Here is a 14,741-nt window from a genome sequence, read left to right as displayed (position 1 = left end):
TCGGTGACGATTTCCTTGGTCGTGTCGAGCGCCGTGTACATCGTGTCGATGGTGGCGGCGCCGAGACCGATGGCGTCCTTGACGGCCGAGAGGGCGGCGTTGTCGGACTTCATCGTCGTGGCGATCGACCAGTAGGCGGCGTTGTCCGACGCCGTCGACACGCGCATGCCCGTCGAGATGCGGGTCTGCGCGGCGGTCAGGTTCTTGTTGGTCGCCGTCAGCGTCTGCAGGGCAGTCATCGCCGAGGCGTTGGTCAGCAGGCTGGACATGCTTTTGTCCCTTCACATTGAGATGTGGATTTTCGGAAAGGGACATGCCGGGTTTGCACCGGCATAGCGGAGCGGCATCATGCCTTTGAGGCGCAGGTGGGAAGGGCCTCAATCCGCTATGGTCTCGACCGTAGCGGTCAAACCTTACCCGTTCGTTGCTGGATATGCCAAACAGAAAATGAAAAGCTCCCCGTACCGGACGGCACAGGGAGCGCAGGGGAGGGGATAGGGTGTTGCAGCGGCCTCAGCCGCGGTCGACGAACATGTAGCCCATGTAGCGCTTGGCCTCGATCGGGTCGTAGCCAAGCCGCTCGCGCAGCTTCTTGCGCAGCTTGCTGACGTGGCCTTCCACCACGCTCTCTTCCACACTCTCGTTGTAGATGCCGTAGATGGCGTTGAAGAGCTGCATCTTGCTCACGCGCCGCCCGCGCGCGCGCACCAGATACTGCAGGATGTGACGCTCGCGGCGCGGGAGTGCCAGCGGCTCGCCGTCGATCTCCGGGTCGCGGCCGTCATAGAAGACCTTGAGCCGGCCAATCGTGGTCTTTTCCTCGGCGCTGTTCACGCGCCGCCACACGGCCTCGGCCCGCGCCAGGATTTCCTTGACATGCACCGGCTTGCGCACCACGTCGTCGATGCCGGCGGTGAAGAGCTCAAGCGTCTGTTCCAGCGAGCGCGTCTCGCTCAGTGCGATGATCGGCGCGCGGCTGTGGTTGCGGATGAGTTCCGGATAGCTCGTACGGTCAGCAAAATCGCCGAGCACGAACCCCTGCACCGCATTGAGATCTACTGTCGATGCCGTCTGGAGCCACTCGCGGAATTCCGCCGAGTAGAAGCCCATGGACGGGACACCCTCGCGTCCGAAGCTCGCGACATAGCCCGACGTGACAAGTTGCCTTTCGTCAACAACGATATACACAGCCAGACCCCCCAGCCATTCCAATAATCAGTCATCACGCACATCCGGCCGCAACAAACCGGCGAACGCACACTGACTACTTTAAAAAAGGCGATATATATCGCTGGTTATCCCATAACTAAAATATACTTTTAAATATTCTCATGCTACAGGTTCCGCGCTCCCTCTTCTTTGAAGGGATACACGTTCCGCCCCGCACATCGTCGCCGAAAACCATCAGGCAATGCCCAGACAAGCCTGGGCACGGAAGATGCCGCCACGCAAAACGGCAGCCCGTCCATCGGTGGCAAAGTCCAACTGCGCCAACGATCCTGAGGCCCTTGACTCGAACGCTTGAAGCGTTCGTGCCTCGGCGAATCAGTGATTTAAGAATTATTAATCGCCCGTTAAGGGTCAATACGCTTTGTATCGTTTTTGGGCACACATTCCGCGGTGAGTCATTTTTGCATCGCTTTGTTACAATTATCGCTAAAATTTTAACGATAGTGCACTGCCGCCAGCGCCCGAATGCGCGCCGCGAACACGCCGACCCGTCAGGTGTCTTCTTTGTGTACGACTTGATTCCCGTCGCAGGAGTGCAGGCTGCGATCTGTCGGAGGCTGTTGCCGCCCTGCCGTCTCACACGTCGCGGGCGCGCACGACCGACGTGACGGCAGCGCTCCAAACGACGTCGACGGCACGCGTCACACGCCCGTCGATGGCCTGCAGATCGACGAGGCCGGAACGCATGACCCGACGCACGATGCGTACGTAGCCGCGGCCCTGGCCGGTGATCACCACCGCTTCCCGACCGACGATGTTGCGGGGGGCGTCTCCTGCCCGGGTGCAGACGACAATGTCGCCCCGGTCGTAGCGCGGCTGCAGTCCCGTTCCGGCGACGCGGAAGCCAATGGCCTGGGGCGGCAGTGCGACGGGCGCCGCTACGCTGAAAACGGGCCTCGGCGGTACCACCCTGAAGCGGCGCAGGAGGCTACCGTCGTCCCCGATCTCCCCGGCGATGTCGAGATAGTGCTGTCTCAGCTGCCGGCCTTCCCCGGTCAGGAGCCAGGCGAGGCTGATATTGAAATGCGCCGCGTAGCGCTCGGCCACAGCCGTGCGGAGACCGCGCAGTCCGTTCTCGTGGGCGCGATAGGTCACCTCGTTCCAGCCGAACGTCCGCGCCGCCGCGGACGCGCTGGTAAAGCCGGCATGGCGTCGGGCCGCCCGGAGGCGCTGTGCGATTTGATCTTCGGAAGTCATTCCGTCCCTCGGAGAGAGGCCTGGCAGAAACCAGACGCCGCAACAGGACGACGCAACTTACTTCCGCCCCCCAATCGTTGCAGGCGCACCGTCGTTGAACAGCACCCGCCCTCAAGTCTTCGATCTGGAAAGCAGCCGCCGACAGGACAAACCCGGATCGTCTTGCCCGGACGACTTGTTTCACATAAGCCGGAAACGCAAGATCGACAATACACGCAAATAAAAAAAGGTGCACGCCCCGCAAGACGTGCACCTTGGAGCCCGTGCAGGCGGATGGGGAAAGCCTACTGTTCGGCGAAAACTGCCTCGATCTTGCCTTTCAGCGTCTGCGCGTTGAACGGCTTGATGATGTAGTTGTTGACGCCCGCCTTCTTCGCGGCGACGACGTTCTCCGACTTCGCCTCCGCGGTCACCATGATGAAAGGCGTATGGGCGAGCTTCTCGTCCGCGCGGACCTGCTTCAGGAGCTCGTAGCCCGTCATCGGCTCCATGTTCCAATCGCTGATGACGAGGCCATACTCGCGCTGCCTCATCTTGGCGAGTGCCTCCGTGCCGTCAGACGCTTCGTCAACGTCCTGAAAACCGAGCTGTTTCAACAGGTTGCGAATGATGCGAACCATGGTCTTATAATCGTCGACCACGAGGATCGGCATCGAAAGATCAAGCGCCATAGTTCACTCCACCGCTTTGCACTTTGTTGACAGGGGCGCATTTCGCTGTGCGGAGACTCTTGCAGAAAACTTGCATGAAGCTTGCATGGCGGAAGCCGGACCGTTTGCGTTGGTTGAAGTCGACCACTTATAGTAACGGCCCGAATTGACCAATCCTTAAAGAGGGAGGTGCCGATGACTGCGGGCCATCGGCCGTTTCGCATCGAATCGATGGTCGACACCGGTTTCGGCAATACACTCATGGGAAGCCCGACGGTGTCGGTGCAGCTCGAACAGATCTCGCAGCAGCTGGCCGAGCTTCGCACGCTGGTCGAAGCCATCAACAGCCGCGACGAGCGAATCGGTCAAATGTCGGAAGGCGGTGCCCTTTGGCAGGACGTTGATGCCATCCAGCGCAGCATCCAGAGGACAAAGCAGGAACTCGCGACCCTGCATGCCAAGGGCCTGCGCGGGAAGCCGCGGAGCCGGGTGACGGACGAGCTCGACGCCGTCGTCTCCGACACCGAGAGCGCCACGGAGACCATCCTGTCCTCGGCGGAAGCCATCAACGATGCCGCCGGCGTTCTCATGGAGCAGCTCGCCGGTGAGCAGCAGGAGATCGCCAACCGGATCTACGAACAGGTCATCCGCATCTTCGAAGCCTGCAACTTCCAGGACCTCACCGGCCAGCGCATCAGCAAGGTGGTCAACACGCTCAAGTTCATCGAGGAGCGTGTCGCCAACATGATGGAGATCTGGGGTGGGCCGGACAGCCTCTCGAGCCTCGCCGAGATCGAGGAGGAAAAAGAGGAAGAGAAGGGCGACGAAGCCCTGCTCAACGGACCACCGCTCGCTGGCGATGCAAACGTCGTGTCGCAGGACGACATCGACTCCCTCTTCAGCTGAAAGAGCTGAACCTTCAGGCATCCATTGCCCCTCTGACGGACGGCCGGCAGGCGGTGTCGCAAATCGCCGCCGCGCCGGTTGTCCCTGCCCGGCCGACACAGAGCCCCCGAAAGCCCGCAACACCGGCATTGACTCTCGCATCCTCCTGAGTCGTTATAGAACAAAACAGGAACAATAGTCATGAGCGCGGTGCAAGAGACTTTGCAGGCGCTGCGGCGGAGCATTGCCGCGATCGAGCCGGCCGCGACCGAAGCGGGCCAGCGCTTCACATGCGGCGCGCCGGCCGTGGACGAGCTGCTGGGCGGCGGCTTTCTCCGGGCTGCGGTACACGAGATCTTTGCACGCGAGGCCGCGGATGCCGGCGCAGCCGCCGGCTTCACAGCCGGCCTCGCGGCGCGCGCCGCGGCGGACGGCCGCCGCGTGATCTGGGTGCGGCAAGGCTTTTGCGTGGCGGAAACCGGTGCTCTCCATGCGCCGGGCCTTGCCGCCCTGGGGCTCGACCCGCGCCTGCTCGTCGTGGTGACGGGGCCCGATGCGGCCTGCGTGCTGCAGGCCGGGGCGGAGGCCCTGCGCTGCCCGGCTCTCGGCGCCGTCGTCATCGAGCCGTGGGGCGATCCGCGATCCCTCGATCTGACGGCGAGCCGGCGCCTCGCGCTCGCCGCCGAGCAGTCCGGCGTCCCCGCCCTGCTGCTGCGCATCGCGGCCATGCCCCGGCCGAGCGCGGCGGCGACGCGCTGGTCCGTCGCCGCCGCCCCGTCACGGCCGCTGCTGGCCAATACCCCCGGTCATCCTGCCTTCGACATCACCTTGCTGCGTCACCGTTCCGGCCTCGAGAGCCGGCGCTGGCGCCTGGAGTGGCACCGTGAGCACCGTCTCTTCCACGAGCCCCCGCCGCTACCTCGCCCTGTGGTTCCCCTTCCTGCCGGCCGACCGGCATCGCCGGGCATCACCCGTCTCGCCCGCACAGGCTGAGGCGCCGCTCATCCTCGTCGAGAAGGTGGCGAACGCGCTGCGCATCGCCGCCGTGGACCGGCTGGGCCTTTCCCTCGGCCTCACCCCCGGCCTCACCCTGGCGGACGCACGCGCCCGTATTCCCCACCTCGTCGCGGCGGACATGGACCGCGCGGCTGATGCGGCCCTGCTTGCCCGCCTCGCCGACTGGTGCGACCGTTACACGCCGCTCGTCGCCGTTGAGGAACCCGACGGGCTGGTGCTCGACATCACCGGCTGCGCTCACTTTTTTGCCGGCGAAGAAAACCTGCGGCGGGCAGTGATGGAGGGCCTCGCCCGCAGCGGCCTGACCGTGCGGGGCAGCGTCGCCGGCACGCCGCAGGCGGCAGGAGCGCTCGCCCGCTTCGGGCGCAAGACGCTCGGCCGGCACGATATCGTGCCGCCGGGGGAGGAGGAGATGGCGGTGAGGCCGCTGCCCGCGGCCGCCCTCGGCGTCTCGCCGGAAGTGCTGCTCGCCCTCACCCGGGCGGGCCTGAAGACCGTGGGCGACCTGGCGGATCGCCCGAGCGCGCCGCTCGCTGCCCGCTTCGGCGCGGACCTGCCGGCCCGTCTCGCACGCATCCTGGGCCGGGAGGACGTCGGCATCTCCCCGCGCCGGCCACTGCCGCCTTGCCTCGTCGAGCGCCGCTTCGCCGAGCCCGTGGCGCGCGAGGAAGACATCGTTGCCGCCCTCGCCGGCCTTGCCCGGCGCGCCGGCGGCATACTCGCGGAGCGCGGCGAGGGCGGGCGGCGCTTCGAGGCTGCCTTCTTCCGTGCCGACGGGCGGGTCACGCGCCTTGCGGTCGCCACCGGCCGGCCGACGCGCGACGCCGCCGTCGTCATGCGCCTGTTCCGCGAGAGGCTTGCGGCGCTTGCCGACCCCCTCGACCCCGGCTTCGGCTTCGATCTGCTCCGCCTCGCCGTCACGGTCTGCGAGCCGCTCGGCGAAAGCCAGACGAGCCTTGACGGGCGGACGGTCGAGGACGAGGAGGTCGCCGCCCTCGTCGACCGGCTCGGCGCCCGCTTCGGCCCGGCAGCCGTCCTCCGGCCGGCCTTCGTTGACACGCACATTCCCGAAAGGGCCGTGCGCATGGTGCCGGCCGCCAGCCTCGACGACTCAACGACGCCGGCCTGCGGCTGGTCGGCCGGGCGGCTGGACGATCCTCCTGCGCGGCCAGTCCACCTCTTCGATCCGCCACAGCCCATCGAGGCGCTCGCCGAAGTGCCGGACGGGCCGCCGCTGCGCTTCCGCTGGCGGCGCGTGCTGCACGAGATCACCCGCGCCGAGGGGCCGGAGCGGATCGCGCCCGAATGGTGGCGCGACGAGGCGGGCGAGGAACCGACGCGCGACTACTACCGGGTCGAGGACACGGCGGGGCGCCGCTTCTGGGTGTTCCGCCGGGGCCTTTTCGGCGAGGCGCCCGCCCCGCGCTGGTTCCTGCACGGGGTGTTCGCATGAAGGGGCCCGTCCCGCAGCCGGCGGCCTATGCCGAGCTTGCTGTCACGACCAATTTCTCCTTCCTGCGCGGCGGCTCCCACCCCGGCGACCTCGTCAGGCAGGCGCTCGTCCTCGGCCTCGCCGGCATCGGCATTGCCGACCGCAACACGGTCGCCGGCGTGGTGCGGGCCCACACGACGCTCGAAGAGATCAGGTCGCGTGCGGAGAAGGAGGGCGAGACGCTGCCCCCCTTCAAGCTCGCGGTCGGCGCCCGCCTCGTCTTTGCCGACGATACGCCCGACGTCATCGCCTATCCCGTGAACCGTGCCGGCTGGGGCCGCCTGTGCCGCCTCCTCACCCTGGGCAAGCGCAGGGCGGACAAGGGCGAATGCCACCTCACCCGCGCCGACCTCGTGACCGATGCCCGCGACCTTCTCCTCATCGCCATGCCCGGCCGGCCGGGAGACATCCGCCTCGACATCCTCGGCGAGCTGAAGGAAGCCGCCCCCGGCGCCACCTGGCTCGCCGCCGCCATGGCCTATGGCGGCAGCGACCGGCGCGACCTTGCAGGCCTGAAGGCGGTTGCGGCGCGGGCGGGCCTGCCGCTCCTCGCCGTCAACGACGTGCTCTACCACGAACCGGCCCAGCGCCCGCTGCAGGACGTGCTGACCTGCATCCGCGAGGGCGTGACCATCCACTCGGCCGGGCGGCTCCTGGCCGCCAACGCCGAGCGGCACCTGAAGCCCGCACAGGAGATGGCCCGGCTGTTCCGCGATGCGCCGGAGGCCATCGGCGAGACTCTGCATGTCCTCGACCGTATCGACTTTTCGCTCTCCGAGCTGAAATACGACTATCCAGACGAGCCGGTGCCGCCCGGCAAGACGCCCCAGGGCTGGCTCGAGGAACTGACCTGGCGCTGCGCCGCGCTGCGCTACCCGCAGGGGATATCGCCGAAGGTGGAGAAGCTCCTGCGGGAGGAGCTCGCCCTCATCGCCCAGCTCGACTATGCGCGCTACTTCCTCACCATCCGTGACATCGTGCGCTACGCCGAGGACCGCGGCATCCTCTGCCAGGGGCGCGGCTCGGCCGCCAATTCCGCCGTCTGCTACGTGCTCGGCATCACCGCGGTCGACCCCGAGGAGCACGATCTCCTCTTTGCCCGCTTCATCTCCAGCGAGCGGCGCGAGCCGCCGGACATCGACGTCGACTTCGAGCACGAGCGGCGCGAGGAGGTGATCCAGCACATCTACGAGCGCTATGGCCGCGACCACGCCGGCATCGCCGCCACCGTCATCTGCTACCGTCCGCGCAGCGCCATCCGCGAAGTGGGCAAGGCCCTCGGCCTGACGGAGGACGTCACCGCCCGCCTCGCCGGCACGGTCTGGGGCAGCTGGGGCTCGCCGATCGCCGACAAGCACATCCGCGAGGCAGGGCTCGACCCGAATAACCCGGTGATCCGCCGCGCCGTCGATCTCGCGACGAGGCTCCTCGGCTTTCCCCGCCATCTCTCCCAGCATGTCGGCGGCTTCGTGCTGATGCGCAGCCGCCTCGACGAGACGGTGCCCATCGGCAACGCCGCCATGGACGAGCGCACCTTCATCGAGTGGGACAAGGACGACATCGACGCGCTCGGCCTCATGAAGGTCGACGTGCTCGGCCTCGGCATGCTCACCTGCATCCGCAAGGCCTTCGACCTGCTGCGCAGCCACTGCGGCCTCGACCTTGATCTCGCCGCCGTGCCCAGGGAGGATCCGGCCGTCTACGACATGCTGTGCAGGGGCGACTCCATCGGCGTCTTCCAGGTGGAGAGCCGGGCCCAGATCAACATGCTGCCGCGCCTCAGGCCGCGGCAGTTCTACGACCTCGTCATCCAGGTCGCCATCGTGCGGCCCGGCCCCATCCAGGGCGACATGGTGCATCCCTACCTGCGCCGGCGGAACGGCGAGGAGGAGGTCACCTATCCCGCCCCCTCACCCCAGCACGGCCCGCCGGACGAGCTGAGGCGGGTGCTCGGCCGCACCCTCGGCGTACCCCTTTTCCAGGAACAGGCGATGAAGATCGCCATGGTGGCGGCCGGTTTCACGCCGGAGGAGGCGAACGGCCTGCGCCGCGCCATGGCCACCTTCCGCCACGTCGGCACCATCCACACCTTCGAGGAGAAGATGGTGGAAGGCATGGTGGCGCGCGGCTACGAGCGCGCCTTCGCCGAGCGCTGCTTCACCCAGATCAAGGGCTTCGGCGAATACGGCTTTCCCGAGAGCCACGCCGCCTCCTTCGCCAAGCTCGTCTACATCTCGGCCTGGCTCAAATGCCACCACCCGGCCGTCTTCGCCTGCGCCCTGCTCAATTCCCAGCCCATGGGCTTCTATGCCCCGGCCCAGATCGTGCGCGATGCGCGCGAGCACGGCGTCGAGGTGCGCGCGGTCGACATCAACGCGAGCGCCCACGACAACACGCTCGAGGCGCGGCCGGACGGCACGCTCGCGCTGCGTCTCGGCTTTCGCCAGGTGGACGGCTTCAGCGAGGACTGGTCGCGGGCGCTCTTGGCTGCACGCGGAAACGGCTACGACAGCGTCGAGGACCTGTGGAAGCGCGCCCGCCTGCCGCAGCGGGCCCTCAAGATCCTCGCCGATGCCGATGCCTTCCGCGCCCTCGGGCTCGACCGGCGCGAGGCGCTGTGGGCCGTGCGCCGCCTGCCCGACGATGCGCCCCTGCCGCTCTTCGCCGCAGCCGGGGCGCGCGAGTTGGCGCAGGAGGCGGACACCGCCCTGCCGGCAATGCCGCTGTCGGAACATGTGGTGGCGGACTACCAGATGCTGCGCCTGTCGCTGAAGGCCCACCCCATGGTCTTCCTGCGTGAACGCTTCCGGCGCGAGGGTGTCCGCACCACGGCCGAGATCGCAGCCCTGCCGGACGGCGCCTTCGCCAGGGTCGCCGGCGTCGTGCTGGTGCGACAGCGCCCCGGCAAGGGCAACGCCATCTTCATGACCCTCGAGGATGAGGCGGGCATCACCAACGTCGTCCTGTGGGCACGACGGTTCGAGCGCTTTCGCCGCCAGGTGATGAGTGCGCGGCTCGCCCTCGTGTCCGGGCGGGTGCAGAAGAGCCGCGAAGGCGTCGTCCATCTGATGGCCGAGACGGTCGACGACCGCACCCGGGATCTTGCCGCCCTGTCGCAGGCGCACGAGGCGCGCACGCGGCTGTCGCGCGCCGACGAATTCGTCCATCCGCATTATCCGCGCTCTGCCGGCCACCCGCGCAACGTGCGCATCCTGCCCAAGTCACGCGATTTCCACTGAGCCCCGGCCTTCGCAAGCGCAGCAAACGGGCAGTTCTATGCACAAAAATACGCCAGCCCATCTGTCGGGCACCCCTGTCCCGGCGCTTTCGCCCCGGCCCGCGAGGCTGGCACGAGGCTTGCTGCCGCTCCCCTGCAACGATCATCCGGGGGTGGAGCAACGACAATGCGAAATCGTTTTCAGAAGATCCTCGCGACGCTCGCGACGACGGCAGCAATCGCGCTGCCGGCGGTGAGCGCGAGCGCTCAGGACGTCATCAAGGTCGGTATCCTGCATTCGCTCTCGGGCACCATGGCCATCAGCGAGACGACGCTGAAGGACGTGATGCTGATGCTCATCGAGGAGCAGAACAAGAAGGGTGGCCTCCTCGGCAAGAAGCTCGAGGCTGTCGTCGTCGACCCTGCCTCCAACTGGCCGCTGTTTGCCGAGAAGGCGCGCGAACTCCTCACCAAGGACAAGGTGGCCGCCACCTTCGGCTGCTGGACCTCCGTGTCGCGCAAGTCCGTCCTGCCGGTCTTCGAGGAGCTGAACGGCATCCTCTTCTATCCCGTCCAGTACGAGGGCGAGGAATCCTCCCGCAACATCTTCTACACAGGCGCCGCGCCCAACCAGCAGGCCATCCCCGCCGTCGACTACCTGATGGAGAACGAGGGCGTCGAGCGCTGGGTGCTGGAGGGCACGGACTACGTCTACCCGCGCACCACCAACAAGATCCTCGAGGCCTATCTCAAGTCCAAGGGCGTGAAGGACGAGGACATCTCCATCAACTACACACCCTTTGGCCATTCCGACTGGCAGACCCGCGTCGCCGAGATCAAGAAGTTCGGCTCGGCCGGCAAGAAGACGGCCGTCGTCTCCACCATCAATGGCGACGCCAACGTGCCCTTCTACAAGGAGCTCGCCAACCAGGGCATCAAGGCCACCGACATTCCGGTCATCGCCTTCTCCGTGGGTGAGGAGGAGCTCGCCGGCATCGACACCAAGCCGCTCGTTGGCCACCTGGCGGCGTGGAACTACTTCCAGTCCGTCGACACGCCGGAGAACAAGGACTTCATCGCCAAGTGGAAGGCCTTCACCAAGAACGACAAGCGCGTCACCAATGACCCGATGGAGGCGCACGTCATCGGCTTCAATATGTGGGTGAAGGCGGTGGAAAAGGCCGGCACGACCGACCCGGACAAGGTCATCGACGCGCTCATCGGTGTCTCCGTGCCCAACCTCTCCGGCGGCTACTCCACGATGATGCCGAACCACCACATCACCAAGCCGGTGCTCATCGGCGAGATCCAGGAGGACGGCCAGTTCTCCATCGTCTCGCAGACGCCGGGCCTCGTGGTCGGCGACGAGTGGTCCGACTATCTCGAGGGCTCGAAGGACCTCATCGCCGACTGGCGAGCCCCGCTCTCCTGCGGCAACTTCAACGTCAAGACCGGCAAGTGCGGCGGCCAGGGCCCCGTCGCCCAGTAAGCCGCCTTTCTCTTGACATCCGGCCGGCGGCGCCCTGTCGCCGGCCCTCCCCGAAAGAAGAGCGATGCCCCGCCTGCTCTGCGTCATCCTTGCGCTCGTGTGCGCCCTTCTCGCCGCGCCGGCCCGCTCGGCGCCGGCCGATGCGGGCGAGGCGCTCGCCCTCATCGCCAGCGGCCGCTTTCCCGACATCGAAAAGGGGGTGGACCTTCTCGCCCGCTCCGGCAACACGCATGCGCAGGCCATCATCGAGGCGCTGCGCGACGGCCGCCTGGCGGTCGCAGCCGACAGGCGCGTGCTCATCCAGCAGGATGGGGGCCGCTGGTCCGACGCGGCAACGGGAGACGCCCTCGCCGAAGCGCCCGCGGCCCCCAAGACCGTGCGCATCAACAACCGCATCCGCCGCGCCGTCGAGGCCGCGGTCGGCGCCCTGACGCTGATGGCCCCCGACGCCGAGGCGCGCCGGCAGGCGGCCGAGGCAGTCTTCCGCTCGCGCGACGCTGCTGCCCTTTCGGCCCTCGACGAGGCCATCGCACGTGAAGAGGTGCCCTACATCAAGCGGCTGATGGGCGAGGCCCGCGCCGCCATCCTGCTCGGCGACGCCGGCGCCTCGGACCTGCAGAAGCTCGAGGCCATCGACATCCTCGCCGCGCGGGCCGACCAGGACGCGCTCGCGCTGCTGCGCGCCGCCACGCAGGGATCGCCCGTGGTGAGCGCGGCCGCCGAGGCAGCCGTCGCCTCCGTGGAGCAGCGCCTCGCCCTTCTCTCGATGCTGCAGAACGTATGGTACGGCCTGTCGCTCGGCTCCGTCCTGCTGCTCGCCGCCATCGGCCTTGCCATCACCTTCGGCGTCATGGGCATCATCAACATGGCCCACGGCGAGATGGTGATGATCGGTGCCTACACCACCTTCGTCATCCAGGAGTTTGTGCGCAGCCATGCGCCGGGGCTGTTCGACTGGACGCTGCCCGTCGCCATTCCCATGGCCTTCCTCGTCGCCGCGCTTGTCGGCGCAGCCATCGAGCGCGGCATCATCCGACACCTCTACGGCCGGCCGCTGGAGACGCTGCTCGCCACCTGGGGCGTCAGCCTCATCCTCCAGCAGGCGGTACGCTCCATCTTCGGGCCGACGAACCGGGAGGTGGGCGCCCCATCCTACATGGCCGGTTCCTTCGACCTCGGCGGGCTCGCCATCACCTATGGGCGCCTGTGGATCGTGCTCTTCAGCCTCGCGGTCTTCGCCGCGCTCATGGTGGCGCTCAAGGCGACCTCCTTCGGCCTCAGGATCCGCGCCGTGACGCAGAACCGTCGCATGGCCGCCTCCATGGGCATCCGCACGCCGTGGGTCGACACCATGGCCTTCGCGCTCGGCTCCGGCATCGCCGGCATGGCGGGTGTCGCGCTGTCGCAGATCGACAACGTCTCGCCCAACCTCGGCCAGAGCTACATCGTCGACAGCTTCATGGTCGTCGTCTTCGGCGGCGTCGGCAACCTGTGGGGCACGCTCGTCTCGGCCCTGACGCTCGGCATCGCCAACAAGTTCCTGGAGCCCTTCGCCGGCGCCGTGCTCGGCAAGATCCTGCTCCTCGTCTTCCTCATCCTCTTCATCCAGAAGCGCCCGCGCGGGCTCTTCGCCCTCAAGGGAAGGGCAGTGGAAGCATGACGCGACGCCCTCTCATCCTTGCGCTGCTCGACGGCAAGGGCGCCGTCTTCCTCGGCGTCCTCGCATCGCTCGCCGTGCTCGTGCCGGTGTCGAACCTCCTCCTTCCGGAGGCTTCGCCGCTTCACGTGCCGACCTATGCGGTCTCGCTCCTCGGCAAGTACCTGTCCTATGCGCTGCTGGCCCTGGCGCTCGACCTCGTGTGGGGCTACTGCGGCATCCTCTCGCTCGGCCACGGGGCTTTCTTCGCCCTCGGCGGCTATGCCATGGGCATGTACCTGATGCGCCAGATCGGCCCGCGGGGCGTCTACGGCCACCCCGTGCTGCCGGACTTCATGGTCTTCCTCAACTGGCAGGAGCTGCCCTGGTACTGGCACGGCTTCGACATGTTCCCCTTCGCGGCGCTCATGGTGCTCGCCGTGCCGGGGCTGCTCGCCTTCGTCTTCGGCTGGTTCGCCTTCCGCTCCCGCGTCACGGGCGTCTATCTCTCCATCATCACCCAGGCGATGACGTTTGCCCTGATGCTCGCCTTCTTCCGCAACGACATGGGGCTCGGCGGCAACAACGGCCTCACCGACTTCAAGGACATCCTCGGCTTCCCCGTCCAGGCGCAGGCCACGCGCGTCGCCCTCTTCGTCGCCACGGTGACCGCGCTGGCGCTCGGCTATCTCGTGGCGCGCTACATGGTCACGTCCACCTACGGCAAGGTGCTGGTCGCCATCCGCGACGCGGAATCGCGCGCGCGCTTCCTCGGCTACCGGGTGGAGCACTACAAGCTCGTCGCCTTCACCGTCTCCGCCATGATGGCGGGCGTCGCCGGCGCCCTCTACGTGCCCCAGGTGGGCATCATCAACCCGAGCGAGTTCTCGCCCGCCAACTCCATCGAGGCGGTGGTGTGGGTCGCCGTCGGCGGCCGCGGCACGCTCGTCGGCGCGGCCCTCGGCGCCGTCGTCGTCAACACGGCCAAGTCCTGGCTCACCGGCGCCCTGCCGGAGCTGTGGCTCTTCGCGCTCGGCGCGCTCTTCATCATCGTCACTCTCTATTTGCCGAAGGGCATCGTCGGCACGCTCGCCGAGTGGCGGGACAAACGCCGGGCGACGGTCTCGGCAAAGCCGGCCGAGGTCGCGGCCGGGGCGGCGGAGTGAGGCCATGACCAACGCCGCCCTCACCAACACGGTGCTCTATCTCGACGGCGTCTCCGTCACCTTCGACGGCTTCCGCGCCCTCAACAAGCTCTCGCTCGCCATCGCGCCGGGCGAGATGCGCGCCATCATCGGCCCCAACGGCGCCGGCAAGACAACGATGATGGACATCATCACCGGCAAGACGCGCCCCGACGAGGGCGAGGTCTTCTTCGGCGGCATGATCGACCTGACCATGCTCGACGAGGCCGAGATCGCGACCCTCGGCATCGGCCGGAAGTTCCAGAAGCCCACGGTGTTCGAGAGCCACACCGTGGCCGACAACATCCGCCTGGCCCTCGCCGGCGAGCGCTCGCCCTTCTCCGCCCTGTTCGGAGCCCGCAACCGCATCCCGGAGGAGCGCATCGACGCCGTCCTGTCGACCGTGCGCCTCACCGAGCATCGCGAGCGCCTCGCCGCCGATCTCTCGCACGGCCAGAAGCAATGGCTCGAGATCGGCATGCTGCTGGCGCAGGATCCGAAGCTGCTGCTCGTCGACGAGCCGGTCGCCGGCATGACAGACGCCGAGACGGCCGAGACGGCGCATCTGCTCAAGGCCATCGCCCGCGAGCATTCTGTCATCGTCGTCGAGCATGACATGGCCTTCGTCCGCGAGCTCGGATGCAAGGTGACCGTCTTGCACGAGGGCTCGGTGCTGGCAGAAGGCTCCATCGACGCCGTCTCCGCCAACGAGCGCGTCATCGAAGTCTATCTCGGGCGGTAAGT

General features: G+C 67.4%; 12 protein-coding genes. 8 read left to right on the top strand and 4 right to left on the bottom strand.

Annotated features, from left to right (window positions below; genetic code table 11):
- The 4 genes from HNQ73_RS16820 to HNQ73_RS16805 all read right to left on the bottom strand — a co-directional run.
- Positions 1-269: flagellin N-terminal helical domain-containing protein (locus HNQ73_RS16820; protein ID WP_477099931.1), on the bottom strand; the 269-nt coding region annotated here is incomplete at its 3' end.
- Positions 270-513: 244 nt separating this feature from the next.
- Positions 514-1,188 carry a response regulator transcription factor gene (locus HNQ73_RS16815; RefSeq protein WP_183336390.1) on the bottom strand — a complete coding sequence of 225 codons (675 nt, stop codon included), beginning with the start codon at positions 1,186-1,188 and terminating at the stop codon, positions 514-516.
- 618 nt (positions 1,189-1,806) lie between these two features.
- The gene (locus HNQ73_RS16810; protein ID WP_183336388.1) at positions 1,807-2,427 is read right to left on the bottom strand and encodes a helix-turn-helix domain-containing protein; all 621 of its coding nucleotides are present in this window, start codon (positions 2,425-2,427) and stop codon (positions 1,807-1,809) included.
- A gap of 284 nt (positions 2,428-2,711) precedes the next feature.
- A complete protein-coding gene (locus HNQ73_RS16805) occupies positions 2,712-3,098 on the bottom strand; it encodes a chemotaxis response regulator CheY (RefSeq protein WP_183336386.1) in 387 nt (128 codons plus the stop codon).
- Positions 3,099-3,272: 174 nt separating this feature from the next.
- Between HNQ73_RS16805 and HNQ73_RS16800 the strand changes: the two genes are divergently transcribed.
- The 8 genes from HNQ73_RS16800 (at position 3,273) to urtD (ending at position 14,739) form a co-directional block, all read left to right on the top strand.
- Positions 3,273-3,983 carry a protein phosphatase CheZ gene (locus tag HNQ73_RS16800; RefSeq protein ID WP_183336384.1) on the top strand — a complete coding sequence of 237 codons (711 nt, stop codon included), beginning with the start codon at positions 3,273-3,275 and terminating at the stop codon, positions 3,981-3,983.
- Positions 3,984-4,163: 180 nt separating this feature from the next.
- The gene (locus tag HNQ73_RS16795; protein WP_183336381.1) at positions 4,164-4,955 is read left to right on the top strand and encodes an ImuA family protein; all 792 of its coding nucleotides are present in this window, start codon (positions 4,164-4,166) and stop codon (positions 4,953-4,955) included.
- On the top strand, positions 4,846-6,432 hold the full coding sequence (locus tag HNQ73_RS16790) for a Y-family DNA polymerase (protein ID WP_183336379.1): 1,587 nt from the start codon (positions 4,846-4,848) through the stop codon (positions 6,430-6,432). Before HNQ73_RS16795 ends, HNQ73_RS16790 begins: the two co-directional genes overlap by 110 nt.
- A complete protein-coding gene (locus HNQ73_RS16785) occupies positions 6,429-9,710 on the top strand; it encodes an error-prone DNA polymerase (RefSeq protein WP_183336378.1) in 3,282 nt (1,093 codons plus the stop codon). Before HNQ73_RS16790 ends, HNQ73_RS16785 begins: the two co-directional genes overlap by 4 nt.
- Positions 9,711-9,875: 165 nt before the next feature.
- A complete protein-coding gene (gene urtA / locus HNQ73_RS16780) occupies positions 9,876-11,177 on the top strand; it encodes an urea ABC transporter substrate-binding protein (RefSeq protein ID WP_183336376.1) in 1,302 nt (433 codons plus the stop codon).
- A gap of 64 nt (positions 11,178-11,241) precedes the next feature.
- On the top strand, positions 11,242-12,837 hold the full coding sequence (gene urtB, locus HNQ73_RS16775; protein WP_183336374.1) for an urea ABC transporter permease subunit UrtB: 1,596 nt from the start codon (positions 11,242-11,244) through the stop codon (positions 12,835-12,837).
- Positions 12,834-13,979 carry an urea ABC transporter permease subunit UrtC gene (urtC, locus tag HNQ73_RS16770; RefSeq protein ID WP_183336371.1) on the top strand — a complete coding sequence of 382 codons (1,146 nt, stop codon included), beginning with the start codon at positions 12,834-12,836 and terminating at the stop codon, positions 13,977-13,979. Before urtB ends, urtC begins: the two co-directional genes overlap by 4 nt.
- A gap of 4 nt (positions 13,980-13,983) precedes the next feature.
- Positions 13,984-14,739, top strand: coding sequence for an urea ABC transporter ATP-binding protein UrtD (gene urtD / locus HNQ73_RS16765; RefSeq protein WP_183336369.1), 756 nt, complete (start codon positions 13,984-13,986; stop codon positions 14,737-14,739).
- Positions 14,740-14,741 lie beyond the last annotated feature (2 nt).

Source organism: Chelatococcus composti (assembly GCF_014201415.1).
Classification (GTDB): domain Bacteria; phylum Pseudomonadota; class Alphaproteobacteria; order Rhizobiales; family Beijerinckiaceae; genus Chelatococcus_A; species Chelatococcus_A composti.
Note: the sequence above shows the minus strand (reverse complement) of the source record. Positions and strands in the feature narration are given on the sequence as shown.

Coding starts and splice junctions, on each gene's coding strand:
- HNQ73_RS16810 (WP_183336388.1), bottom strand. CDS start 2,427: ATGACTTCCGAAGATCAAATCGCACAGCGCCTCCGGGCGGCCCGACGC.
- HNQ73_RS16805 (WP_183336386.1), bottom strand. CDS start 3,098: ATGGCGCTTGATCTTTCGATGCCGATCCTCGTGGTCGACGATTATAAG.
- HNQ73_RS16800 (WP_183336384.1), top strand. CDS start 3,273: ATGACTGCGGGCCATCGGCCGTTTCGCATCGAATCGATGGTCGACACC.
- HNQ73_RS16795 (WP_183336381.1), top strand. CDS start 4,164: ATGAGCGCGGTGCAAGAGACTTTGCAGGCGCTGCGGCGGAGCATTGCC.
- HNQ73_RS16785 (WP_183336378.1), top strand. CDS start 6,429: ATGAAGGGGCCCGTCCCGCAGCCGGCGGCCTATGCCGAGCTTGCTGTC.
- urtA (WP_183336376.1), top strand. CDS start 9,876: ATGCGAAATCGTTTTCAGAAGATCCTCGCGACGCTCGCGACGACGGCA.
- urtB (WP_183336374.1), top strand. CDS start 11,242: ATGCCCCGCCTGCTCTGCGTCATCCTTGCGCTCGTGTGCGCCCTTCTC.
- urtC (WP_183336371.1), top strand. CDS start 12,834: ATGACGCGACGCCCTCTCATCCTTGCGCTGCTCGACGGCAAGGGCGCC.
- urtD (WP_183336369.1), top strand. CDS start 13,984: ATGACCAACGCCGCCCTCACCAACACGGTGCTCTATCTCGACGGCGTC.